Source organism: Pseudomonas sp. DE0010 (assembly GCF_007680745.1).
In the GTDB taxonomy this organism is placed as follows: domain Bacteria; phylum Pseudomonadota; class Gammaproteobacteria; order Pseudomonadales; family Pseudomonadaceae; genus Aquipseudomonas; species Aquipseudomonas parafulva_B.
This window is the reverse complement of record NZ_VEJQ01000012.1, coordinates 124,621-148,783: the sequence shown is the minus strand read 5'-3', so window position 1 is coordinate 148,783 and position 24,163 is coordinate 124,621. Positions and strand designations below refer to the sequence as shown.

Here is a 24,163-nt window from a genome sequence, read left to right as displayed (position 1 = left end):
TGAATCTCAAGGAGTTTCGCGTTCCGATGTCGCTGGAAGTGGGGCGCATTATAAGGGGATTCGAAACCGCGTCAACCATTAATTTCATGTATTTGAAATATTCTGGCCGTGGGCAGGGAAGGCGCCGCTGATGGATGAAGCACTGCGTTATATAGAACAAGGAGGCCCCATGGCCTCCTTGCTCCCCAACAGCACGCTTACAAACTAGGGAATGCGAACTGCGATGCTTCATGGCTGGCCCGCTGCGGCCAGCGTTGGGTAATGGCCTTGCGCCGCGTGTAGAACCTCACGCCGTCTGGCCCGTAGGCATGCAGATCACCAAACAGCGAACGCTTCCAACCGCCGAAGCTGTGATAGGCCACAGGGACCGGCAGCGGAACGTTCACCCCTACCATGCCTACCTCGATTTCATCGCAGAACAACCGCGCCGCTTCACCGTCACGGGTAAAGATGCAGGTACCGTTGCCGTACTCGTGATCATTGATCAGTTGCATGGCCTGCTCGAGGCTGTCGACCCGTACTACACACAACACCGGCCCGAAGATCTCTTCCTTGTAGATGCGCATTTGCGGGGTAACCTTGTCGAACAAGGTGCCGCCGACGAAATAGCCCTCTTCATTACCCGACACGCTCAAGCCGCGCCCGTCCACTACGAGCCTGGCGCCCGCCGCTACGCCTTCATCGATATAGCCAACCACCTTGTCGCGAGCCGCCGCCGTGACCAGGGGCCCCATGTCCAGGCCGCACGATGTGCCCGCACCGATCTTCAGTGCCTTGATTTGCGGCTCAAGCTTGGCAATGAGCGCATCGGCCACCTGGTCACCCACGCACACCGCGACCGAAATGGCCATGCAGCGCTCACCGCACGAACCATAGGCAGCCCCCATCAGCGCACTGACGGCATTGTCCAGGTCGGCATCGGGCATCAGCACTGCATGGTTCTTCGCGCCGCCCAGTGCCTGGACGCGCTTGCCACGCTTGGTGCCCTCAGCGTAGATGTACTCGGCAATTGGCGTAGAACCCACGAAGCTCAACGCCTTGACCTCCGGCGCCTCGATCAGGGCATCCACCGCTTCCTTGTCACCGTGCACCACATTGAGGATGCCCTTGGGCAAGCCCGCTTCCAGCAACAGCTGGGCGATGAACAGCGTCGAGCTGGGGTCACGCTCCGAAGGCTTGAGGATGAATGCGTTGCCGCATGCGATTGCCAGTGGATACATCCACAACGGCACCATCGCCGGGAAGTTGAACGGCGTGATCCCCGCTACTACCCCCAGCGGTTGAAAGTCGGACCAGGCGTCGATGTTGGGGCCCACGTTTCGGCTGTACTCGCCCTTGAGCAATTCAGGTGCAGCGCAGGCGAACTCGACGTTCTCGATACCACGCTTCAACTCCCCGGCGGCGTCTTCCAGGGTCTTGCCATGCTCCTCGCTGATCATCTGTGCGATTCGCGCTTCGTTCTGCTCGAGCAGTTGCTTGAAACGGAACATGACTTGGGCGCGCTTGGCGGGCGGGGTGTTGCGCCAGGCCGGGAACGCGGCCTTGGCCGCATCGATGGCTTGCTGCACGGTCGCACGACTGGCCAGTTCGACCTTGCGAATGGCCTGGCCGGTGGAGGGGTTGAACACATCGGCGGTGCGCTCGCCCTTGGTAACCAGGTCACCGTTGATCAGGTGCTGAACAATGCTCATGTAACACTCCAGATAAAAAAGAGGCGTGGCAGGCGTGTCTGCGACGGGCGCCTGCCTTGAACGCAGAAAATCAATCGATCAGGTTCAGCGTCTCGCCCACGGCATCGAACAGACGGTCCAGCTCTTCAGGCTTGGTGTTGAAGGTTGGGCCGAACTGCAAGGTGTCGCCGCCGAATCGCACATAGAAGCCCGCTTTCCACAGCTTCATCGCCGCTTCATAAGGGCGCACGATGGCATCTCCGTCCCGGGCGGCGATCTGGATGGCGCCTGCCAGGCCATAGTTGCGGATATCGACGATGTTCTTGGTGCCTTTGACGCCGTGCAGCAGCTTCTCGAAATGCGGTGCCAGGTCGGCAGCGGACTGTACGAGGTTTTCCTTCTGCAGCAGATCCAGCGCGGCAAGCCCTGCCGCGCAGGCGACTGGGTGTGCGGAATAGGTATAGCCATGTGGGAATTCCACGGCATAGTCCGGCGTCGGCTGGTTCATGAACGTGTGGTAGATCTCGCTGCTGGCAACCACCGCCCCCATGGGGATCGCGCCGTTGGTCACCTGCTTGGCGATGCACATCAAGTCTGGCGTAACGCCAAAGGCCTCGGCGCCGGTCATCGCGCCCATCCGGCCGAAGCCGGTGATCACTTCGTCGAAAATCAGCAGGATGTTGTGCTGGCTGCAGATTTCCCGCAGACGCTTGAGGTAACCCTTGGGCGGCGGCAGCACGCCGGCCGAACCTGCCAGCGGCTCGACGATCACCGCTGCAATATTGGATGCATCGTGCAGCTCGATCAGCTTGAGCATCTCGTCAGCCAGCGCGATGCCGCCCTCTTCCGGCAGGCCCTTGGTGAACGCGTTGGCCGGCAATACGGTGTGGGGGAGATGATCGACGTCCAGCAACTGCCCGAACATCTTGCGGTTGCCGTTGACGCCGCCCAGGCTGGTACCGGCGATGTTAACCCCGTGGTAGCCACGGGCGCGGCCAATGATCTTGGTCTTGGTGGCCTGACCTTTCAGGCGCCAGTAGGCTCGCACCATCTTCAGGGCCGTATCGGCACATTCGGAGCCTGAGTTGGTGTAGAACACATGATTCAGGTCACCCGGCGTCAGTTCGGCAATCTTTTCAGCCAACTGGAAGGACAGCGGGTGCCCGAACTGAAACCCCGGCGAGTAGTCCAGGGTGCCGATCTGGCGCGACACCGCCTCGGTGATTTCCTTGCGGGTATGGCCCGCGCCACATGTCCACAACCCTGACAGGGCATCGAAGATCCTGCGCCCCTTGTCGTCCACCAGATGATTGCCATCGGCCGCCACGATCAGCCGAGGATCGCGCTGGAAATTGCGGTTGGCGGTATAGGGCATCCAGTGCGCATCCAGCTTGAGCTGGCTGGCGATACCGGCAGGCGCGGTTTGGAGCATGTTCATCGGCGGTTCCTCGGAAGACGATTAGGCAACGATGGATGTTGTTGCAGCTAACTTGGCACGGCGATAAAGTCTGAAAAAGCCTGCATTTCTAACCTTTACACAGGCCACGACTAAACTGATGAGCCGACGCCCCGATCCGCTTGCACAAGTCAGCGACTTCGATATTCGCCTGCTGAAAATCTACCGCAGCGTCGTGGAATGTGGCGGGTTTTCCGCCGCAGAAAACGTGCTGGGTATCGGGCGATCGGCTATCAGTCAGCAGATGAACGATCTTGAACAGCGTTTGGGTTTGCGCTTGTGCCAGCGCGGGCGTGCAGGGTTCTCGCTGACCGAGGAAGGCCGAGAGGTCTATCACTCGGCGCTGCAACTGCTCAGCGCGCTGGAAACCTTTCGTACCGAAGTCAACGGCCTGCACCAGCATCTGCGCGGCGAGTTGAACATCGGCCTGACCGACAACCTCGTCACCTTGCCGCACATGCGCATCACCCATGCCCTGGCTGAACTCAAGGACCGGGGTCCGGACGTGCGCATCCAGATCCGCATGATCGCACCCAGCCAGGTGGAGCACGGTGTTCTCGATGGCAGCCTGCATGTGGGCGTCGTCCCCCAGACCAGCCCGTTGTCGGGGCTGGAATATCAACCGCTGTATAGCGAACGCTCGCTGCTGTACTGCGCCGTCGGTCATCCGCTGTTCTACGCCGATGACGATCTGCTCGACGATGAGCGCCTCAATCGCCAGGAGGCCATTGCCCCGACCTTCCGCTTGCCTGCCGAAATCCAGGCGCACTACCAGGTGCTCAACTGCACGGCCAGCGCGTCGGATCGCGAAGGCATGGCGTTCCTGATCCTGACAGGGCGCTACATGGGTTACCTGCCTGATCATTACGCTGCGCTCTGGGTCCAGCAAGGACGGCTGCGAGCGCTCAAGCCGCAGCAACGCTTCTATGACCTGAGCTTGAGCTGGGTGACGCGAAAAGGCAGACGGCCCAACCTGGTGCTTGAGAGTTTTCTGGAAAGTCTGGCTGCGACACGTTGATGCCACTCTCTGCCGCCAATGCTTGTTACTTTGCCGTGGGAAGGTAATCTTGTCCTACAGACGCAGCCATCCCCCTGCACGGAATCGTTCATGACATTAGAAGTCCCTGCGCACCGCCTATCCGCCTCCGGCAAACCCGCAGGCCGTATCCGACAGAAAAATGAACAGGCCATCATCAAGGCCGCCGAAGACGAGTTCGCCCGTCATGGTTTCAAGGGCACCAGCATGAACACCATTGCCCTCAAGGCAGGGCTGCCCAAAGCCAACCTGCACTATTACTTCACCAACAAGCTGGGCCTGTACATTGCCGTACTCAGCAACATCATCGAGCTATGGGACAGCACCTTCAACGCCTTGAGCGTCGAGGACGACCCGGGCGAGGCGCTTAGCCGATACATTCGCACGAAGATGGAGTTCTCCAGGCGCAACCCGCAGGCGTCGCGAATCTTCGCCATGGAAGTGATCAGCGGCGGCTCCTGCCTGACCGAGTACTTCAGCGCTGACTACCGCGAGTGGTTCCGGGGCCGGGCGGCAGTGTTCCAAGCCTGGATGGATGCAGGCAAGATGGACCCTGTCGACCCGGTCCACCTGATCTTCCTGCTGTGGGGCAGTACCCAGCACTACGCCGATTTCGCCACGCAGATCTGCCAAGTGACCGGTCGCAGCCGGTTGACCAAGCAAGATATGGAAGATGCCAGCACCAACCTTATCCACATCATTCTCAAAGGATGCGGCATCGCGCCAGTTGCCTGACCGACATTTATGCCTTCTACCCTGCTCGACCTCTGCGAATACCGCGAGGACATTCGCAAAAGCCGCTTCATTACCCTGGCCGGGCCCATCGCCAGTGCCAGCGATGCCATGAGCTTCATCGAGCGTCACAGCGACCCCGACGCCACCCACAATTGCTGGGCATGGAAAATCGGGCCCCAATACCGCAGCAGCGACGACGGCGAACCCGGCGGCACGGCCGGCCGCCCGATTCTGTCAGCCATCGAGGCACAGGACTGCGATCAGGTGGTGGTACTGGTCATCCGCTGGTACGGTGGCATTCAGCTTGGTACCGGCGGACTGGCCAGGGCATACGGCGGCGGCGCCAACAAATGCCTGCAACAGGCACCCAAGCGCCTGCTGGTACAGCGCAGCGAGTTCACTTGCAGTTGTGCATTCAGCGAATTGGCGCTGGTGAAACTGCGGATCGCCGACGTTGAAGGTCTAGTGCTGGACGAGCACTTCACCGCCAACGGTGTAGATCTGAGGATTGCCTTTGAAGATGTCCACAGGCAACTACTGCAACAACAATTGGCAGACCTGAGTCGCGGCCGAATCCTGCTGGCAAGTTGCTGAGTGTTGCCCACAGCAACTGTGGGCCTGGCTGTGGATAAGCTTGGGGCATACGCCTAGAACCCAATGAACATGCCCCCTCGCTAGACTTGTTCAAAATTTGACCAGGTTTGCGAAATCGGCAGTTTCAGTTAAGCCAGCCCAAGTTATCCCCATGCGCAGGCGGTCATGCGGCCAGATGACTGCGGTTTGCACACATTAATTGTGGAGCAGCCTGTGGATAACCCGTGAGTGAAACGACAGGGCACCTGTTGCACATGGCCGCGCCGAGGGTTGCTCATTTTTCAAGCAGTCAGGCGCCGCAGTGCAACGTCACAAATGGCCGGGCACACCCAGGCGTCCTATGAATTATGCTCACAGGCTCTAACAACCCTATGGAGCACGCTCATGGCCGATTCAAAAACCGCTCTGATCATCGGGGCCTCCCGCGGCCTGGGATTGGGCCTGGTCAACCGCCTGTACGAAGACGGATGGAAGGTCACTGCCACAGTACGCAATCCGCAAAAACCAGGCGCTCTGGCTGATGTTCCGGGCGTGCGTATCGAACAGCTGGAGATGAATGACCCAGCCCAACTCGACACCCTGGCTGAGCGCCTGACCGGGCAGCTATTCGACCTGGTATTTGTCAACGCAGGTGTCATGGGCCCTCTCCCCCAGGATGTGGAAAACGTTACGCACCAAGAAATTGGTGACCTGTTCATGACCAATGTCGTTGCACCGATTCGTGTCGCACGCCGTCTGGTTGAACATGTATGTGAACAGACCGGTGTACTCGCCTTCATGAGTTCAATTCTGGGCAGTGTCGCAGTGCCTGATGGCGGGGAGATCTGCTTGTACAAGGCCAGCAAGGCTGCCCTGAACTCCATGATCAACAGTTTTGTGGTGGCCCAGCCGCGCCATGACCTGTGCGTATTGGCCATGCATCCAGGATGGGTGAAAACCGACATGGGCGGAGAAAACGCGGAGATCGACGTGCTGACCAGCACCCGTGGCATGCTTGAGCAGATCAAGGCCCAAAGTGGCACAGCGGGCCTTCGCTTCATCAACTACAAGGGCGAACCCTTGGTCTGGTGATTGGGCAGGTTGCCGCCATTGGGGCGCACGGCCAGGCCTGGCCCTGTAGAATGGCGGCAACCGTACCTGATTGAGATCACCTTATATGTATGACTGGTTGAACGCCCTGCCCAAGGCCGAACTGCACCTGCACCTTGAAGGCTCCCTGGAACCCGAGCTGCTGTTCGCCCTGGCCGAGCGCAACAAGATTGCCCTGCCCTGGGCTGATGTCGAGACGTTGCGCGGTGCGTACGCCTTCAACAACCTGCAGGAGTTCCTCGACCTGTACTACCAGGGCGCCGACGTTCTGCGCACCGAACAGGACTTCTACGACCTCACATGGGCGTACCTGCAGCGTTGCAAAGCGCAGAGTGTGATTCACACCGAGCCCTTCTTCGATCCACAGACACACACCGACCGCGGTATTCCTTTTGAAGTGGTGCTCAATGGCATCAACCAGGCACTCAAGGATGGTCGTGACCAGTTGGGCATCAGCAGCGGCCTGATCCTGAGCTTCCTTCGCCACCTGAGCGAAGACGAAGCCCAAAAGACGTTGGACCAGGCCCTGCCGTTTCGCGATGCATTCATTGCCGTTGGGCTGGACAGTTCCGAAATGGGCCACCCACCCAGCAAGTTCCAACGTGTGTTCGACAGGGCACGCAGCGAAGGCTTCGTGGCCGTTGCCCATGCCGGCGAGGAAGGCCCGCCCGAGTACATCTGGCAAGCGCTGGACCTGCTCCAGATCAAGCGTATCGATCACGGCGTGCGCGCCATCGAAGACGAGCGCCTGATGCAGCGCATCATCGACGAGCAGATTCCCTTGACCGTGTGCCCATTGTCCAACACCAAGCTGTGCGTGTTCGACCACATGAGCCAACACAACATTCTCGACATGTTGGAAAAAGGCGTAAAAGTCACCGTCAACTCAGACGACCCAGCCTATTTCGGGGGCTACGTGACGGAAAACTTCCATGCCCTGCACACTCACCTGGGAATGACCCAAGACCAGGCTAGCCGGCTTGCCCAGAACAGCCTGGATGCGCGCCTGGTCTGACGCACTCAGCCCACCTGCAGCGTCTCGACCCGGGCGATGCGATTGATCTGCTGGATACCCAGCGGTGATATGTGCAGCGCCCGGGTATCCTCGGCCTCGCGTATCCATCCCGATTGCAGGAACAGGCGGAACAGCGCCTGGCCCAGAACGCCCCCCAGGTGCGGCTCCATGTCATGCCACTCGGTGCAGCGGCACATCGTGCATGCTCGGGGCTGATGCGGTGCCAACGCATCGATGTATACGCCGAGGCTAGCCAGTTGCGCCCGCCCCTCATCGCTGACCACCAACTGCCGCCCACAACCATCCAGCCATCCGGCCACTACCAGGCGGTGGTAGAGTTCGGCCGCAAGCTCACCGCCCAGGTGATCGCCGCACCGTCTGGCGCGCCGCACGGACATGGGCAATGTAGGGCGCGGCGTGTGGGCATGACGGCTTCTTTCCTGTTCGAGCTGCACGCTGGCAAGGGCCTCCACAGCGGCGCCCACCTGAGGCGTTGCCAGGCGGAAATAACGTTTGCGCCCCCGGGCCTCATGCCGAAGCAGACCCGCTGAAGAAAGCAGCGAAAGGTGTGCACAAGCCGATGAGGCGCTTAGCCCGGTAATGATGGCCAACTCATTGGCCAGGCGGGGTGTGCCATCGATCAAGGCCCATAACATGGCACTGCGCTTGGGGTCGGCCATCAGGCTGGCGATTTGGCTGATGCTACTGGCTGCGTTCATGTCCCTGTGACTCCCTGCAAATTCACTGTGTAGATGCGATGGCCGACCCTGGCCCACGAACGCCCTCGCTCGCGCTGGCCTGGCTCGCCAGTATAAGCCGCACCTGGAGCCACCCTGGCGCCACTGCCAGGCCTAGTTGTCGCAAAAATGCCACTGGGTAGGGCTACCCTTTGCAGGAGACTTCTTCAGCGGCATGTTCGCAAAACAGCCTGTATATCGGCGGTTTGACAGAAAAAATGGCTCAGCATGGGATGAGTCAAGGCGTATCGCTTATTGCAAATTCGGAAGATGCCCACAGCCGTCTTCACCAAATAGCGCAGGTATTATCGAAGGTTCTTCATGCCTCACACCGAGCGCCTGGATTGCAGGCGCCGCGTCAACAGCGCAACCGTGACCACCAGCGCCCCGCACAGGCTCATCACAAGCGCCATGGGCACCGCGCTGCCATCGTGCAGTACACCGACCAACGCCGCGGCTCCTGCGGCAACACTGAACTGCACGCAGCCCATCAAGGCAGAAGCGCTACCCGCCCGAGCGCCCTGCCCGCTCATGGCGCATGCAGAGGCATTGGGCAGAATGAAACCCAGGCTCGCGATGCATACGAACAGTGGTACCAATAGCGGCCAGAGCGCTGCAGGCCTGATCGCCGCCATGCTCAGCAATGTCAGGCCTGCTGCCAGGTATACCCATACCGCCCGGGTCAGCAGCCAGGCCGGTCCGCGTTTGGCCAGCAGGCGGGCGTTCACCTGAGCCATCAGGATGAACCCCGCAGCATTGGCACCGAAGAACCAGCCGTAATGCTCGGCAGGAACCCCGTACAACTTGATGAACACGAACGGCGAGCCTGCGATGTAGGCGAACATGCCGGCAATGGCGATACCGCCCGTCAAGGCGTGCCCCAGGAACACGCGGTCGGCGAGCAGGCGCAGGTACTGACGCAAAGCGCCTGACAATGGCTGCCGGGGAATATGATCAGGCATGCTTTCAGGCAGCCCGAGGCTAACGGCGAGCAGGCAGCCGGCACTGAACAGGCTCAGGGACAGGAATATGAACTGCCACCCAACGTGGTTGACCAACACGCCGCCCAGCATGGGCGCAAGGATCGGCGCCAAGCCCATGACCAGCACCAGTTGCGAGAATACCTTGGCCGAAGCCACCGGGTCGCACTTGTCGCTGACAATCGCCCGCGACAGCACCATACCCGCGCAGCCGCCCAGTGCCTGGACAAAGCGCGCCAGGATCAGGGTGTCCAGGTTGGGCGCATAGGCGCAGGCCAGCGATGCCAGGGTAAAAAGCGCCACGCCGAACAGCAATGGCTTGCGCCGACCGAAACGGTCAGCCACCGGGCCATAGAGCAACTGCCCGATGGACAGCCCGAGAAAGTAGGCGGCCAGGGTAGTCTGGACGTGTTTTTCATCAGTGGCGAACGCCTGGGCTATCGCCGGAAAGGCAGGCAGATAGAAGTCGATCGCCAAAGGCCCGAACGCACTGAGTGCGCCCAGGATAAGGACCATTCGCAGGTTCATCGGGAATCCATAGCAAGCTAACAAAGTTGCACATTCTACCTGCTGTGGACCCCGTCCTGCGCAAAACAATCCAACAATCGCGTTACCTGGCTCGAGCGCTTATGCAATCTCGGTCTGGTAACCCTCTTCCTGGATGGCCGCCCGTATCTGCGCTGGGTTGGCACTGCTATCGACGCGGACCTGCTTCTTTGCCAAGTCGACATCTACCTTGGCAGCGCCATCAAGCGCCTGGACGGCTTGGGTAACCGCCTTCACGCAATGGCCACAGGTCATGCCTTCTACCGAGAATACGTGCATGGGAATACCTCCTCTGGGTTTTCAGCGAGTTTCAAGCTTGCCATGGGGGCAAGGTCAAGCGTGCGTGTCTGGAGGTGGCAATTCGCGTCCACCTCGGCCAAGCTGCGACTTTGAAACAGGCAAGCAGGAGAGTGTTCATGTTCAGGACAGCAATGGGCTTCATCGGGCTGCTGGGTGCGCTCGCGGCGGTGCCGCCGGCCATCGCCGAAGACAACTCGGCCTACAGCGTGCTGATCATTTCCCGCGAACGGCTTGAAGTGGCCACCAGTTGCGAGATCGGTGTCTACCTGAACGATCAACTGTCGGGGCGCCTGTTCCAGGAACAGTCCACGTCGTTCAACCTGCCTGCGGGCCCTGTCGATGTGCGCCTGCGCCTGCTGCCTGGGCAGACACCCGGTTGCGCCCCGGGCCTTGAAGATCAACGTAGCACCCGGTTGAACCTGCAAGCCGGGCAGATCAACAAGTACCGCATCGCGATGGGCCAGTATGGGATGGAGCTCAAGCGAACGCCGTTGGACTATTGACCTTCCCCGCATGGCAAGGTTGATGCTGGCAGCGTGCCCAAGGAGGAAATCATGTCCACGCCCGTCACTTATCACCTGCCCGTCTCCGGCATGACCTGCGCCAGTTGCGCTGGCCGAGTGGAACGTGCCTTGCGCAAGGTCACCGGCGCAGAACACGTCACCGTCAACCTTGCCAACGAGCAGGCCCGTGTACAGGCGCCGGCCGATAGCCTGGATGCACTGGTCAACGCTGTCCACGCAGCCGGTTACGCGGTGCCCAGCCATACCGTGGAATTGCAGATCGCCGGCATGACCTGCGCCAGCTGCGTCGGCCGGGTCGAGCGTGCGCTGGCCAAGGTGCAGGGGGTTCTGAAGGTCAGCGTCAATCTGGCCAACGAACGTGCCCACCTGGACGTCCTCGATGGCGTGCAGGATGCGGCGCTGATCGATGCGATAGGGCAAGCCGGTTACCACGCCAGCCTGCCGCACGCATCCGAAAGTGAACAGGCGACGATCCAACGCCGCTTGCGCCGGGAACGCCTTGCAGTCGCCGCGGCGCTGCTGCTGGCTTTTCCCCTGGTGTTGCCCATGCTGGTACAACCGTTGGGCCTGCACTGGATGCTGCCGGCCTGGGCACAATTTCTGCTGGCAACGCCGGTGCAGTTCATCCTGGGCGCCCGCTTCTATGTGGCGGCCTGGAAAGCCGTGCGTGCGCGCAGCGGCAACATGGACCTGCTGGTCGCCCTCGGTACCAGTGCCGGTTACGGCTTGAGTCTTTATCAATGGGCCAACGCGCCATCGGGTACCACACCACACCTCTACTTTGAAGCCAGTGCAGTGGTCATCGCCCTGGTCATGCTGGGCAAGTACCTGGAGAGCCGTGCCAAGCGCCAGACCGCCAGTGCCATACGCGCCCTGGAAGCGCTGCGTCCCGAACGTGCGCTGAGGGTCATCGATGGCGTGGAGCAGGAGGTCGCCATCACCCACCTGCGCGTGGGTGATCTGGTCATGGTCAAGCCTGGTGAACGTTTTCCGGTCGACGGTATCGTCGAAGACGGCCACAGCCATGCCGATGAAGCCCTGATCAGCGGCGAAAGCCTGCCAGTCGCCAAGCAACCCGGAGACAGCGTCACCGGGGGTGCGATCAACGGCGAGGGTCGGTTGCTGGTCCGCACGCAAGCGCTTGGCACAGAGACCGTCCTGGCTCGCATCATCCGCCTGGTCGAAGACGCCCAGGCTGCCAAGGCTCCCATTCAGAAACTGGTCGACCGAGTCAGCCAGGTCTTCGTGCCGGCGGTACTGATACTCGCCGCGATGACCTTGTTGGGATGGTGGCTGGCCGGCGCGCCGTTTGAAACCGCCGTGATCAATGCAGTGGCCGTTCTGGTCATCGCCTGCCCATGCGCGCTAGGGCTGGCAACGCCGGCCGCGATCATGGCGGGAACAGGCGTTGCCGCACGCCACGGCATCCTCATCAAAGATGCAGAAGCACTCGAACGCGCGCAGGCCGTCAACCGCGTCGTATTCGATAAAACAGGTACGCTCACCTCCGGCAGCCCGAAAGTGGTGCATAGCCAAGCGCTGGACGGCGATACGGACAACCTTTACCGATTGGCCGGCGCGCTTCAGCGCGGAAGTGAACACCCGCTGGCCAAAGCTGTGCTGGACGCCTGCGCCGACCGTGGCCTGCGTGTGCCCGAGGTGACCGACAGCCAGTCCCTGACCGGCCGCGGCATTGCTGGACGTGTCGATGGGCGTGACCTGGCACTGGGCAATCGCCGCCTGCTGCAAGACCTTGGCCTGGCGCCCGGTGAACTGGCCGCATCGGCTGACGCCTGGGAAGCACAGGGGCGCACCTTGTCCTGGCTCGTCCAGAGCGGGGCCTCACCCAGCGTGCTTGGCCTGATCGCGTTCGGTGACAGCCTCAAGCCCGGGGCCGATCAGGCGGTTCAGACCCTGCGCAATCAGCACATCAGCAGCTACTTGCTCACTGGCGACAACCGGGGCAGCGCCATGGCCGTGGCGGCCGCCCTCGGCATTACCGATGTCTACGCCGAGGTGCTGCCAGCGGACAAGGCCGCCACCGTGGAGGCCCTCAAGCAAGGCAGTGCCGTTGCCATGGTCGGCGATGGCGTCAACGACGCACCGGCGTTGGCGGCTGCAGACATCGGCATCGCCATGGGCGGTGGCACGGATGTGGCCATGCAGGCCGCCGGCATCACCCTGATGCGCGGTGATCCGCGGCTGGTGCCGGCAGCCCTTGAAATCAGCCGTAGAACCTACGCGAAGATTCGCCAGAACCTGTTCTGGGCGTTCATCTACAACCTCGTCGGCATCCCGCTGGCTGCCTTCGGTTACCTCAACCCGGTCATGGCAGGCGCGGCCATGGCGCTCTCCAGCGTCAGCGTGGTCAGCAATGCGCTGTTGCTCAAGGCCTGGAAGCCCGCCCTGGATCAGGAGGCACCATGAACATCGGCCAAGCGGCTGCCCGTACCGGGCTCAGCACCAAGATGATCCGCTATTACGAATCCATCGGCCTGCTCAAGCCTGCCCTGCGCAGCGACAGCGGCTATCGGATCTATCAGCCTGCGGACCTGCATGCTTTGGCCTTCATCAAACGCTCGCGCGACCTGGGGTTTTCCCTCGAAGAAGTCGGCAAGTTGCTTACCTTGTGGCAGGACCGGCAGCGAGCCAGTGCCGATGTCAAGGCACTGGCCAGCCAGCATATCGATGCGTTGAACAGGCGCATCGAGGAACTGGTTGGCCTGCGCGACACCCTGGTCGAGCTGGTGTCCAGCTGCCACGGCGATGACCGCCCGGACTGCCCGATCCTCAAGGAACTGGCCAACGAAGCGCCGGGTCGCTGCTGCCGCTGAGCATTCCCGGCAGCCCCGCAATCAAGCTCATAGGGCATACCCGTCCAAACGCGACCGAATAGGCATCAATAGCGACTTCGCCCAATATTTACGGGCGTTTTCCTACATAAAATTCGGTTGCTGCCGATGCATTAGGTACCTGCCTCATGTGTCGACAACAATAATTCGGGAGCGCCGATGAGCATCAAACAGAAACTGACCTGGGCCTTTGCGATCATCGCCGCCCTGCCCATCGTGCTGGTGGCCACCTTGGTGGTACTGAACCTACGCGGCGAGGCCAGGGACGGCTTCCTCGACAGCAGCAGTCGAGAAATCCGTCAGGTCAGCAACGCGATGAACATCTTCTTCCAAGGCATCAGCCAGAACGTGGAGTACATGGCCTCGCAACCCTTGGTGGCGGCCACTGGCAACGAACTGACCAAATACATGAGCGCCACGCCGTCCTACGAACTGGGCGAGCAATCGAACAAGATTCTGGCGTTCATGACCAGCCTGGCCAATGCCCATCCTGCCTATGCCTACCTCTCCTACGGGGTCGCCGACGGGGGCTACGTCGGCTGGCCGGCAGGGCAGAAGTTCGTCAACTACGATCCGCGTACACGCCCTTGGTACCAGCTGGCCATGGCCAACCCTGGCAAGACCCTGCGCACCGGTGCCTACTACTGGGCCGCCGACGATGCCGTGCTGGTCAGCACCGTACGTGCCGTGGCCAACCAGTTGGGCAACCCTGGCGGCGTGGTCAACGTCGACGTTTCCATCAAAGGCCTCACCGAAATCGTCAAGCAGATCAAGCTGGGCGAGAGCGGGTACCTGCTGCTGGTCGAAAACAACGGCAATATCCTGGTAGACCCGCGGGACACTGCGCACAACTTCAAACAACTGGCGAGCTTCGGCGACGGCTACGCCGAGCTTGCCAAGCACGGCAAGGGCCTGGCTGAGGTCGAGCTGGACGGTGTTCGCTACATGGCCAATATCTACCCGGACGAACAGTTGGGCTGGACGTTGATCGGGCTGATCGAGCAGCGCGAGGTGATGCAGACCACCACCCGCCTGACCTGGCTGATCGGGATCGTCGCGCTGGTACTGGCTGCCGTGTTCGCCGTGGTGGGTGCCACGTTCGCCAAACTGATCGTGCGCCCGATCAACAGCGTCACCAATGGGCTTGAAGACATTGCCCAGGGCGAAGGGGACCTGACCCGCAACCTGGAAATCCGCGGCCGTGACGAAACTGCCCAGCTGGCGAGCTGGTTCAACCAGTTCCTGGGGGCCATTCGCAGCCTGATCCAGCACATCAGCGCTGCGGCCGGCAACATCCTCAACACCTCCACCAGCTCGACACGCGTGTCCAGCGACATGGCTGAGGCCGCCGGGCGCCAGCGTGAGGCCGTTGACATGGTGTCCACCGCCTTCCATGAAATGGTCGCCACTGCCAACGAGGTCGCGCGCTCCTGCAGCCAGGCGGCGCAGTCGGCCGACAGCGGCCAGCAGCAGGCGCGCGAAGGCCAGCAGCAGATCGATGCCGCCGTCAGCAGCGTCGACCGCCTGAGCCACGAGATCGAGCAGTCGGCGCAGTCGATCCAGCAACTTGAGCGCGACAGCAACGCCATCCAGTCGATCCTGGGCACCATTCGCTCCATTGCCGAGCAGACCAACCTGCTGGCGCTCAACGCCGCCATCGAAGCTGCCCGTGCCGGTGAGCAAGGGCGCGGGTTCGCGGTGGTGGCCGACGAAGTGCGTGCCCTGGCCAAGCGAACCGCCGACTCCACGGCCGAAATCGACGGTCTGCTGGGCAACCTGGCCGGGCGCACGGCCGAGGTGGCGGCGCAAATGCACGCCAGCCTCGAAGTTTCGCAGCAATCGGTGAGCCGTATCGGCATGGCCCGCGACAGCTTTGGGCAAATACGCGAGTCGGTGGACGTGATCCGTGACATGAACACGCAGATCGCCACGGCAGCCGAAGAGCAGCACCAGGTCGCCGAGGACATCAACCGGCACATCAGCCAGATCCACGGCGATGCCCAGCTGGTGGCGGAACTGGCCCAGGCCGCCCGCCAGGACTCCGAAAGCCTCGCCGGCCTGTCCAACGAGCTGGACTCACTGGTGCGCAGGTTCCGTACCTGACGGCAAGAGCTTCGCGAGCATCGGGCCTGCACGTACGCCCGGCTCGCGGGGCGCCGCAACCGATACGCCGCTAGAGCTTCAACTCTCCCGGCGTGGCACCGAACAGCTGCTTGAAGGCGGCGATGTAGGCGGAGGTCGAGTCGTACCCGCAGCCCAGCGCCGCGTCAGTGACCGTGTGCCCCGCCTCGAGCGCGGTCAAGGACGACAGCAAGCGCATGCGCTGGCGCCAGTTGCGAAAGCTCAACCCAGTCTCGCGCTGGAACAACCGCATCAGGGTCTTTTCCGAACACCCCAGTTCGCACGCCCATTGCTGCAAGGTCTGCGGCTGATCCGGGGCAGCGATCAGGCCATTGCACAGGGCAAGCAAGCCTGGGTGTTGTGGCAGCGGCAACGAAAACGCCACTTCTGGCAACGCCTGCAATTGGTCAAGCAGCACAGCGACCAGGCGCGCCTGCGCGCTATCGCCTTCGGGGTAATGTGCAGGGTACAGGCAGAACTGCTTGATCAGCTCACGGGCCAAGGGGGTCACTTCCAGTACACGACAACGCTCCGCGGCCCACGGGCAGGCATCGCGCCGTATGTAGAGGCTGCGCATTTCGGCCTGCATCGAACTGGACACGGCATGCTCGGCCTGCGCCGGTATCCACACGCCCCATTGCGGCGGGGCGAAGTAGCTGCCTTCCTGGGTATACACCCCCAGTACGCCACTGATGGCATAGGAAAACTGCACCCAGTCATGTTGATGCGACGTCGTCCACGAGCCGGCCACCAGTCGCTCGGCGCGTGCATAGAGCGGTCGAGGCAAACAATCGAGCGTTGGAATGGGACGAGGATGTCCGATGGCAGGCATGGCGATTTCTTATCATGATGATCGGCCAAGCCTACCAGCCTAAATGCCCTGGGCGTTATCCGGCTCGATGTGCACCTTCGGTCACCCAGCCGGATGAACACCGACGCTCACCGCTCGACGATGACCGTAACGCCCTGCCCGCCTGCGGCGCAGATCGAGATCAGGCCGCGCCCTCGAGGCGCCGTGGACAGCAGTTTGGCCAAGTTGGCCAGGATGCGCCCACCGGTGGCGGCAAATGGATGCCCTGCCCCAAGTGAGCTGCCCTTGACGTTCAGCCGAGAACGGTCGATCGCCCCCAGCGGCGCATCCAGCCCGAGGCGCTCCCGGCAGTACTGGGCATCCTCCCAGGCCTTGAGGGTGCACAGCACCTGGGCTGCGAATGCCTCATGGATCTCGTAGTAATCAAAATCCTGCAGCGTCAGGTTGTTGCGGGCCAGCAAGCGCGGTACCGCATACACTGGCGCCATCAGCAAGCCCTCGCGGCCGTCGACGAAATCCACCGCGGCTGTTTCGCCATCGACCAGGTAGGCGAGCACTGGCAGGCCATGTTGGTCTGCCCACTCCTGGCTCCCCAGCAACACCAGCGAGGCGCCATCGGTCAACGGCGTGGAGTTGCCTGCCGTCAAGGTGCCCTCATCGCTGCGGTCGAAAGCCGGTTTGAGCTTGGCCAAGTGCTCCAATGTCAGGTCGGGGCGCAGGTTGTTGTCCCGGGTCAGCGACCGAAAAGGGGTCATCAAATCGTCTTGCCAACCTTCCTGGTAGGCACGTGCCAGGCATTGATGGCTACGCAGCGCCAATTCGTCCTGCTCGGCCCGGCCAATGCGCCAGGTTTTGGCCATGCGTTCGCAGTGCTCGCCCATCGACAACCCGGTGCGAGGCTCGCCGTTGCGCGGCAGCGAAGGCTTGAGGTGGTGAGGCCGCAAGCCCAGGAAAGGCTTGAGGCGGTCACCCAGCGCCTTGCCCCGGTTGGCTTGCAACATCATCCGGCGCAGGCCTTCGCTCACGGCGATGGGTGCGTCGGACGTAGTGTCGACGCCGCCCGCAATGCCGCAGTCGATCTGCCCGAGGGCAATCTTGTTGGCCACCAGCAATGCCGCTTCCAGCCCGGTGCCGCAGGCCTGCTGAATGTCATAGGCGGGGGTCGAGGCCGACAGGCGCGAACCCAGCACGCACTCGCGCGTCAGGTTCATGTCCCGGGCATGCTTGAGTACCGCACCTGCCACCACCTCGCCAAGGCGCAGGCCGTGCAGGCGGTAACGCTCGATGAGTCCCTCCAGTGCGGCAGTCAGCATGTCCTGGTTGCTGGCTGTGGCGTACGCACCATTGGAACGGGCGAATGGAATTCGGTTGCCGCCCAGAATAGCGACCCGGCGAAGTGAGCGCATGCGCATGTTCCTCCTGAAACAATTTGATCCGTAGAGCCTAGGTGTTTTTGCCGCATTCGAACGACCTGGCCACAATCCTGGTCCACACTGTCAGACTTGCTTTCGGAGGACCCACCATGAGCGATCGCTACCTTGGTTTTGCCAACTCCAGCCTCGGCCGCAAACTTGTCGACAGCCTCGGCCTGCCTCGTCCAGCCACCCTGGAGCGCTGGGAAGCGGGCCGCATGCGGCCAGTGGACGGGCCGTTGGTCCTTGGCGGCGGCCCCTTGGCACGCCAGGTCGAAACACTCGCAGCGCGGTTGACCGACGCGGTTTACGGCTTCAACGGCCAAGGCCTCCAGTGCGAACCCTGGGTCGCTGGGTTGGGCCCCAAGATCAAGGCGCTGGTGTTCGATGCCAGTCACTTGTCCGACAGCGATGCGCTCACGCAGTTGCGCGAATTCTTCCAGCCGCTACTGCGCAACCTGGCGCCTTGCGCCCATATCGTGGTCTTGGGTCGCCCGCCTGAGGCCGTCGCCGACCCGATGGCCAGTGTCGCCCAGCGTGCCCTGGAAGGGTTCAGCCGTTCGCTGGCCAAGGAACTGCGCAACGGCGCTACTGCCCAGTTGCTGTACGTGGGTGACGGCGCCGAATCTCAACTCGAAGGCGCGTTGCGCTTCTTCCTGTCGCCCAAGAGCGCCTTCGTGTCGGGCCAGGTGCTGCGCCTACAGCCCTGCCAAGCTCAGGTCGAGGACTGGACACGGCCGCTCAGCGGCAAGCGCGCGCTGATCACCGGGGCTGCCCGCGGCATCGGCGCCGCCATTGCAGAAACCCTGGCCCGCGACGGTGCCGATGTGCTGCTGCTCGATGTGCCCCCGGCCAGCGAGCAATTGCAGGCGCTCGCTGCGCGCCTGGGTGGCAAGGCGCTGGTCCTGGACATCTGCGCCGGTGACGCTGCCGAGCAGTTGCTGGCGGCATTGCCCGATGGCCTCGACATCCTGGTGCACAACGCAGGCATCACCCGTGACAAGACCCTGGCGAACATGACCCCCGAATATTGGGACGCCGTACTGGCGGTGAACCTCAAGGCTCCTCAGGTGTTGACCCAGGCCCTGCTCGATAACGGCGCGTTGCACGAGGACGCCCGCATCACCCTGTTGGCTTCGGTCAGTGGTATCGCCGGCAACCGGGGGCAATCCAACTATGCTGCCAGCAAGGCTGGGCTGATTGGCTTGGCCCAGGCCTGGGCACCGACGCTTGCCGAACAAGGCATCAGTATCAACGCAGTGGCGCCTGGCTTCATTGAAACCCATATGACGGGCGCCATGCCCATGGGCTTGCGCGAAGCGGGGCGACGTCTGAGTTCGCTCGGCCAGGGCGGCAAGCCCCAGGACGTGGCCGAAGCCATCGCCTGGCTTAGCCAACCTGGCTCTGGCGCCGTTAACGGCCAGGTGCTGCGGGTGTGCGGCCAAGCACTGATGGGGGCTTGAGCATGCAACGACAATGGCATGACCTGCATCAACCCGCCAACCGCGCCAGCCTGTACCTGCGCGCAGCGGGCAAACGCCGCATCAGCGGTGATCAACTGCCCAAGCACGGGCTGCGCTGCACCCTGGCGGTTCAGCCTGAGCAACTGCATGCCTACCGGCAATTGTGCCGTTTCGTCGACGATGGCCGGCTGCCTGCCACGTACCCGCATATCATGGCGTTCAACCTGCAGCTGCAGTTGATGACCGCCGAACAGTTCCCCTTTCCGTTGCTGGGCCTGGTCCACCTGCACAACCGCATCGATGTCATCCGCCCGCTTGGGGGCATCGAGTCGCTGCGCATGGCGGTTCGTGCCGACAACCTGCAGCCCCACCCCAAAGGCGGAACCTTCGACCTGATCACCGAGGCGGCAGACGGTATTGGCGTGCTCTGGCGGGAAACCAGCCGCATGCTCGTGCGCGGGTTGAAACTCGACGGCAACCTGGCAGAGGCGGACGAGGGTCAGGCCAGCCACTTGCCTGAAGTCACGCGCTGGTATGCCGACAGTGATATCGGCCGCCGTTATGCCAGGGTCTGCGGCGACTACAACCCCATTCACCTCAGCGCACCCAGCGCCCAGCTGTTCGGTTTCCCCACCGCCATCGCCCACGGCATGTGGAGCAAGGCCATGGCCATGGCCGCGCTGCACGGGCACTTGCCTCACAGTGGCTACCGGTTCGAGGTGGATTTTAAAAAGCCCGTGCGTTTGCCCTCGGAGGTGGTGCTCAGCGCCAGCCAGGTCGGCCCTGTGGGTGAGCTGCGCCTGGACGGCCAGACGGACGTGGTACACATGCTCGGCCGCTGGGCCCGCTTGCAGGGCTGACTGGCGCATGCTGCGCTCCGTGCAGGGAAGCTTGCTTTGCAATGGCCCTGCGCGGAAGCTATGCGCCATGAGGAGAACCCGATGAACCTGCAAGAACTGACTCAACGCCTGCATCAAATCCGCGATACCAATGACTGGCAACGTTTCCACAGCCCAAAGAACCTGGCCATGGCCGCCAGCGTCGAAATGGCCGAGCTGGTTGAAATCTTCCAGTGGCTCAGCGAGGACGAGTCACGTCGCCTGCCACCCGAACAGCTGGCCCACGCCGGGCAGGAAGTGGGCGATGTCGTGCTCTACCTGTTGCTGTTGTGCAGTGAACTGGGGCTGGACATGGACCAGGTAGTCCGCGCCAAGCTGGCTGACAGCGAAGGGCGCTTCGCACGATGAACGACCGTCATTTCGATGAACTGGCCACCCGTTTTGCCGAGAAGATCTACGGTGGCGCAAAGGGGGCGATCCGGCTGGCAGTCTTGCAGGCCGACCTGGCCGAAGCCTTGCCGGATCGCCCATTGCGCATCCTCGATATCGGTGCCGGCCTGGGGCACATGGCGCTATGGTTGGCCCAACGCGGCCATCAGCTTACGCTGGCCGAACCCGCCGAGCCCATGCTCGAAGGGGCACGGGCCCGGTTTGCCGAGGCCGGCCAGGCGGCAACGTTCATCCAGGCGCCCTGGCAAGCGCTGCTGGGTGAGCTGACCGAGCCCTACGACGTGGTCGTGTGCCACGCGGTACTCGAATGGCTGGCTGAGCCGGAAAGTATCCTGCCCGTTCTGCATCAACTCACGGCCCCCGGGGGTTGGCTGTCGCTGGCGTTCTATAACCGCGATGCCTTGGTCTACCGCAACCTGCTCAAGGGCCATTTCCGCAAGCTTCGTAGTAATCGCCTTGAAGGTGAAAAGCAGAGCCTTACCCCGCAGAAACCACTTGATCCGCGGGCGCTCAGGGCGCAACTTGAACCTTTGTGGCAGGTCGAAAGTGAAAGCGGCATACGTGTTTTCCATGACTACATGCCCAAGGAATTCCAGGACCGCGCCGAGCTGCTGGACGTGCTGGAAATGGAGCTCGCTCACCGCCGCCATCCGAGTTTCGCCGGCCTGGGCCGTTACCTGCATTGGGTCTGTCGCCCACGTTGACCTGCCGTGAGGAGCAAGCATGCCGTACCGTCTGTTGCCACTGGCCCTGCTGGCTTTGGTTCTGACCGGGTGCCAGGGGACCAATCCCTACGTCGCCAGCAGCCGCCCACTGCCACCGGCCCCGCCTCAGGCAGCGACCACGTTCGACGCAAGCGCTTATCCCGCACCTGCAAGGGACTACGGCCGCTACCGCAGCTGGAGCTGGCGTGACGGGCGTCTGCCCAGCGGTTCGGCCAGTGCCGACCCTGCACAGCTGGCCGATGCCGTGGCCGCAGCGCTCGATCAGCAGGGCTTGCGCCCCGCCCGCAGCGGCGTAGGTGACCTGCTCGTCGGCGCCAATATCCGCCTGGAAAAACGCCTGCGCCAAGTGCGCGACTACGACAGCTACGACCCTTACTATGGGCCCTACGGCAACGTGGGCTATGGCGGTTACCGCAACGGTTATGGGGGTTACGCCAGTGTTCCGGTCGTACGCACCTATCAGGTTGAGGTCATGGCAGTGCGCATCGACCTGTACGACAGCCGCAGCGGCCAGGCCGTCTGGAGCGCAAGTGCCGAAAGCGGCAACGACCAGGATTCACCGCGGGACCGTGAAAATGCCGTGCGCGACGCCGTGCGCAAGGCCCTCAGCGGCTATCCTCCCAGTTAACGCCTAACGGAGATTCATCATGTTGCGCCGCCTGTTACTCGTGTCGTTTGCGGCCTTGCTGGCTGCCTGCTCAAGCCATAACGTGCAGCAGGACTACGACGCGAGTCGTGATTTTGCCGCCTACCGCAACTGGGCCTGGCAGGAGCCCGGCCTGCAATATCGCCCTGACGATCCACGCATCAAGAGCGACTTGACCGAGCAGCGCATCCGCCAGGCGGTCAGCGACCAGCTCGATCAGCGGGGCCTACGCCCAGCGCCCCCTGGCGCGCGTGCTGACCTCAACGTGCGCACCTACCTGATCGTGGAACAGCGTCAGCAACAGGTCACCACCAACTACGGCGGCGGTTGGGGTGGCTATTGGGGAGGGTACTGGGGCGGGCCGATGTACAACGAAACCCGCAGCGTCGACTACAAGGTCGCGACTATCCAGGTCGACTTGCTTGATGGGCGCGATGGCAAGCTGGTCTGGCGCGGCAGTGCCGAGCAGATCATGAACAACTACCCGCCAAGCCCGCAGGAACGCAACGAGGCTATTCAGAAGACGGTGGCTCAGGTACTGGGCAACTATCCACCTGGCAGCAAACGCTAGCGGGGGCACGCTCTGCCTGCATCCCGCCTCGTAGCGGGGTGCAGGCAGAGGCCCCGCGACAGGCGACGACTGCGACAAAACCCATTCTCCCAACGCCTTTTCCTCGCGGCACACGGCCGTCATGCAGGTTCCGGTCTATCTTGACTAAGGAAACCTGACTGAACGGGTAAGTGTTCATCTACCAGGAAAGGCGACCTGTCGATGCAAAGCATTGTTCTTCTTCTGTGGCTTGCCTTGTGTACCGAACAGGATGTGCGCCAGCGCCAGCTCCCGGACCTGTTGACGCTGGGCGTGGCCGTAGGGGCCCTGCTGTGGCTGTTCGCAACCGGCCACACCTGGCTTGGCGCTGACCCCGGTTCGGCAGGCTGGGGCCTGGCCATCGTCATGCTGCTCACCTTGCCCGGCTACATGCTTGGCCACTTCGGCGCCGATGACGTCAAACTGATGGGCGCGCTGGCATTGGCTACCGGCACCGATCATGTGCTCGGGACCTTCATCGGGGCCGGGGTCGCGCTGTTGATCTGGCTGACCACCCGCAGGCGCTTGTGGACGCTGCTCAACCCCAAGGTGAAAAAACGCCTGCAGGCCTTGACCGAAGCCATGGGCGACAAGCAGGCATTCGTCCCTTACGTGCTGGCTGGCTACCTTCTGACAGCTGTATGGATCAGATGAAGAATCCAGCGGTCCCTAATCTTGTACACATCTTGTACAACTACGAGAGGTACGGCTACTTTTAATCTGCCAGAGCGTCTAGCCCGGGAGCAGGGCCGTATATTCACAGGGAGTTGATCGTGTCCAAACCTGTAAGTGAAATGAAAGTGCTGGTAGTCGATGATCAGCCAGTCATCGTCGAACAGCTGTGCGAGTTCTTGCAAGCCAAGGGATACAGTTGCGTATCGGCACTCTCCACAGATGAGGCGGTAAAACGCTATGAGGCCGACCCAAACATTGGTCTGATCATCTGCGACCTTCACATGCCCGGACGCGATGGCATCGAGCTGATGCGCGCCCTGAAGCAGATCGACGGTAGCCACCGCATGTTCGAAGCCATCATGCTGACCGGCCGTGCCGAAAAGCAGGACGTCATTCGGGCGCTGCGCGAAGGCTTTGCCGACTACTACCAGAAACCGATGGATCTCGACGAGCTGCTTGAAGGGGTACGCCGCCAGGAGCAGGTGCTGCAGGAACGTCAGCGCGACTTCCACGACCTCAGCGGGCTCAATCAGCGCCTGCAGGATCTGGCAGAGTCCGTCGACGAGTTGTATCAGGACCTGGAAAAAGCCCGCGGACAAGGGGCTCACCGGCGCGCCGGCGACATGGAGGAAGCCGAGGCCGAGCTGCCCTCGGTATTCGAAAAGCTGTCGCCACGTCAATTGGAAGTGGCGCGGCTGGTGGGCAAGGGCAAGACCAATTACCAGATCGCCTGTGAACTGGGTATCACCGAAAACACGGTGAAACTGTACGTGTCCCAGGTGTTGCGCCTCACCCACATGCACAACCGCACGCAACTGGCCTTGGCACTGACACCAGGTTCATCCCCGGTGAATCAACGGTTCACGGCGCACTGACAGGTGCCGGTGCCACGGCACCG

The 24,163-nt window shown here is 62.2% G+C and carries 24 protein-coding genes and 1 pseudogene; 18 read left to right on the top strand and 7 right to left on the bottom strand.

Annotation, left to right across the window (positions count from 1 at the left end; translation table 11 throughout):
- Nucleotides 1–197 precede the first annotated feature (197 nt).
- On the bottom strand, nt 198–1,691 hold the full coding sequence (locus FS767_RS11750; protein ID WP_058605263.1) for a CoA-acylating methylmalonate-semialdehyde dehydrogenase: 1,494 nt from the start codon (nt 1,689–1,691) through the stop codon (nt 198–200).
- 70 nt (nt 1,692–1,761) lie between these two features.
- Nucleotides 1,762–3,108, bottom strand: coding sequence for an aspartate aminotransferase family protein (locus tag FS767_RS11745; RefSeq protein ID WP_144965526.1), 1,347 nt, complete (start codon nt 3,106–3,108; stop codon nt 1,762–1,764).
- Nucleotides 3,109–3,223: 115 nt separating this feature from the next.
- On the opposite strand from FS767_RS11745, the gene FS767_RS11740 reads away from it, so the two are divergent.
- The 5 genes from FS767_RS11740 (at nt 3,224) to FS767_RS11720 (ending at nt 7,595) form a co-directional block, all read left to right on the top strand.
- Nucleotides 3,224–4,144: a LysR family transcriptional regulator gene (locus FS767_RS11740; protein WP_178091277.1), complete on the top strand. Its 921-nt coding sequence runs from the start codon at nt 3,224–3,226 to the stop codon at nt 4,142–4,144.
- 90 nt (nt 4,145–4,234) lie between these two features.
- Nucleotides 4,235–4,897, top strand: a complete 663-nt coding sequence (locus tag FS767_RS11735) for a TetR/AcrR family transcriptional regulator (RefSeq protein ID WP_023535181.1) — start codon at nt 4,235–4,237, stop codon at nt 4,895–4,897.
- 9 nt (nt 4,898–4,906) lie between these two features.
- Nucleotides 4,907–5,491 carry a YigZ family protein gene (locus tag FS767_RS11730; RefSeq protein ID WP_144965524.1) on the top strand — a complete coding sequence of 195 codons (585 nt, stop codon included), beginning with the start codon at nt 4,907–4,909 and terminating at the stop codon, nt 5,489–5,491.
- Between the two features lie 384 nt (nt 5,492–5,875).
- Nucleotides 5,876–6,562 (top strand): SDR family oxidoreductase, encoded by a 687-nt coding sequence (locus FS767_RS11725; RefSeq protein ID WP_144965522.1) that lies wholly within the window; start codon nt 5,876–5,878, stop codon nt 6,560–6,562.
- Between the two features lie 85 nt (nt 6,563–6,647).
- A complete protein-coding gene (locus FS767_RS11720; protein ID WP_144965520.1) occupies nt 6,648–7,595 on the top strand; it encodes an adenosine deaminase in 948 nt (315 codons plus the stop codon).
- A gap of 5 nt (nt 7,596–7,600) precedes the next feature.
- Here the strand turns inward: FS767_RS11720 and FS767_RS11715 are convergent, their stop codons facing one another.
- The 3 genes from FS767_RS11715 to FS767_RS11705 all read right to left on the bottom strand — a co-directional run bounded on the left by FS767_RS11715 (nt 7,601) and on the right by FS767_RS11705 (nt 10,137).
- Nucleotides 7,601–8,314, bottom strand: coding sequence for a helix-turn-helix transcriptional regulator (locus FS767_RS11715; RefSeq protein ID WP_144965518.1), 714 nt, complete (start codon nt 8,312–8,314; stop codon nt 7,601–7,603).
- Between the two features lie 344 nt (nt 8,315–8,658).
- Nucleotides 8,659–9,840 (bottom strand): multidrug effflux MFS transporter, encoded by a 1,182-nt coding sequence (locus FS767_RS11710; RefSeq protein ID WP_100852295.1) that lies wholly within the window; start codon nt 9,838–9,840, stop codon nt 8,659–8,661.
- 99 nt (nt 9,841–9,939) lie between these two features.
- The gene (locus tag FS767_RS11705) at nt 9,940–10,137 is read right to left on the bottom strand and encodes a heavy-metal-associated domain-containing protein (protein ID WP_144965516.1); all 198 of its coding nucleotides are present in this window, start codon (nt 10,135–10,137) and stop codon (nt 9,940–9,942) included.
- Nucleotides 10,138–10,274: 137 nt separating this feature from the next.
- Between FS767_RS11705 and FS767_RS11700 the strand changes: the two genes are divergently transcribed.
- From FS767_RS11700 to FS767_RS23490, 5 genes and pseudogenes are all read left to right on the top strand, one after another.
- Complete coding sequence (locus FS767_RS11700) at nt 10,275–10,661, top strand: hypothetical protein (RefSeq protein WP_058638394.1); 387 nt, start codon at nt 10,275–10,277, stop codon at nt 10,659–10,661.
- Nucleotides 10,662–10,712: 51 nt separating this feature from the next.
- The gene (locus tag FS767_RS11695; RefSeq protein WP_144965514.1) at nt 10,713–13,109 is read left to right on the top strand and encodes a heavy metal translocating P-type ATPase; all 2,397 of its coding nucleotides are present in this window, start codon (nt 10,713–10,715) and stop codon (nt 13,107–13,109) included.
- Nucleotides 13,106–13,516 carry a Cu(I)-responsive transcriptional regulator gene (gene cueR, locus FS767_RS11690; RefSeq protein ID WP_144965512.1) on the top strand — a complete coding sequence of 137 codons (411 nt, stop codon included), beginning with the start codon at nt 13,106–13,108 and terminating at the stop codon, nt 13,514–13,516. Before FS767_RS11695 ends, cueR begins: the two co-directional genes overlap by 4 nt.
- Nucleotides 13,517–13,693: 177 nt before the next feature.
- Nucleotides 13,694–14,779, top strand: a pseudogene (locus FS767_RS23495) (cache domain-containing protein); the annotation flags it as partial.
- 90 nt (nt 14,780–14,869) lie between these two features.
- The gene (locus FS767_RS23490) at nt 14,870–15,637 is read left to right on the top strand and encodes a methyl-accepting chemotaxis protein (protein WP_371921586.1); all 768 of its coding nucleotides are present in this window, start codon (nt 14,870–14,872) and stop codon (nt 15,635–15,637) included.
- A gap of 70 nt (nt 15,638–15,707) precedes the next feature.
- Here FS767_RS23490 and FS767_RS11680 read toward each other — a convergent pair whose 3' ends face one another.
- Nucleotides 15,708–16,487, bottom strand: coding sequence for a helix-turn-helix transcriptional regulator (locus FS767_RS11680; protein WP_058605276.1), 780 nt, complete (start codon nt 16,485–16,487; stop codon nt 15,708–15,710).
- Nucleotides 16,488–16,594: 107 nt separating this feature from the next.
- Nucleotides 16,595–17,872, bottom strand: a complete 1,278-nt coding sequence (locus FS767_RS11675) for an acetyl-CoA C-acetyltransferase (protein ID WP_144965509.1) — start codon at nt 17,870–17,872, stop codon at nt 16,595–16,597.
- Between the two features lie 116 nt (nt 17,873–17,988).
- On the opposite strand from FS767_RS11675, the gene FS767_RS11670 reads away from it, so the two are divergent.
- The 8 genes from FS767_RS11670 to FS767_RS11635 all read left to right on the top strand — a co-directional run bounded on the left by FS767_RS11670 (nt 17,989) and on the right by FS767_RS11635 (nt 24,140).
- Entirely contained in the window at nt 17,989–19,341 is a 1,353-nt protein-coding gene (locus FS767_RS11670) for a 3-oxoacyl-ACP reductase (protein ID WP_100852299.1), read from the top strand.
- Between the two features lie 2 nt (nt 19,342–19,343).
- Nucleotides 19,344–20,201: a MaoC family dehydratase gene (locus FS767_RS11665; protein WP_144965508.1), complete on the top strand. Its 858-nt coding sequence runs from the start codon at nt 19,344–19,346 to the stop codon at nt 20,199–20,201.
- An 81-nt stretch (nt 20,202–20,282) separates the two neighbouring features.
- Entirely contained in the window at nt 20,283–20,588 is a 306-nt protein-coding gene (locus tag FS767_RS11660) for a MazG-like family protein (RefSeq protein WP_144965506.1), read from the top strand.
- Complete coding sequence (locus FS767_RS11655; protein WP_058638401.1) at nt 20,585–21,334, top strand: methyltransferase domain-containing protein; 750 nt, start codon at nt 20,585–20,587, stop codon at nt 21,332–21,334. Before FS767_RS11660 ends, FS767_RS11655 begins: the two co-directional genes overlap by 4 nt.
- Nucleotides 21,335–21,353: 19 nt before the next feature.
- On the top strand, nt 21,354–21,983 hold the full coding sequence (locus tag FS767_RS11650) for a DUF4136 domain-containing protein (protein ID WP_144965504.1): 630 nt from the start codon (nt 21,354–21,356) through the stop codon (nt 21,981–21,983).
- Between the two features lie 19 nt (nt 21,984–22,002).
- Nucleotides 22,003–22,572: a DUF4136 domain-containing protein gene (locus tag FS767_RS11645; protein ID WP_058605281.1), complete on the top strand. Its 570-nt coding sequence runs from the start codon at nt 22,003–22,005 to the stop codon at nt 22,570–22,572.
- A 201-nt stretch (nt 22,573–22,773) separates the two neighbouring features.
- Complete coding sequence (locus tag FS767_RS11640; protein ID WP_144965503.1) at nt 22,774–23,244, top strand: A24 family peptidase; 471 nt, start codon at nt 22,774–22,776, stop codon at nt 23,242–23,244.
- A 140-nt stretch (nt 23,245–23,384) separates the two neighbouring features.
- Nucleotides 23,385–24,140: a response regulator transcription factor gene (locus FS767_RS11635; RefSeq protein WP_144965534.1), complete on the top strand. Its 756-nt coding sequence runs from the start codon at nt 23,385–23,387 to the stop codon at nt 24,138–24,140.
- Nucleotides 24,141–24,163: the final 23 nt, after the last annotated feature.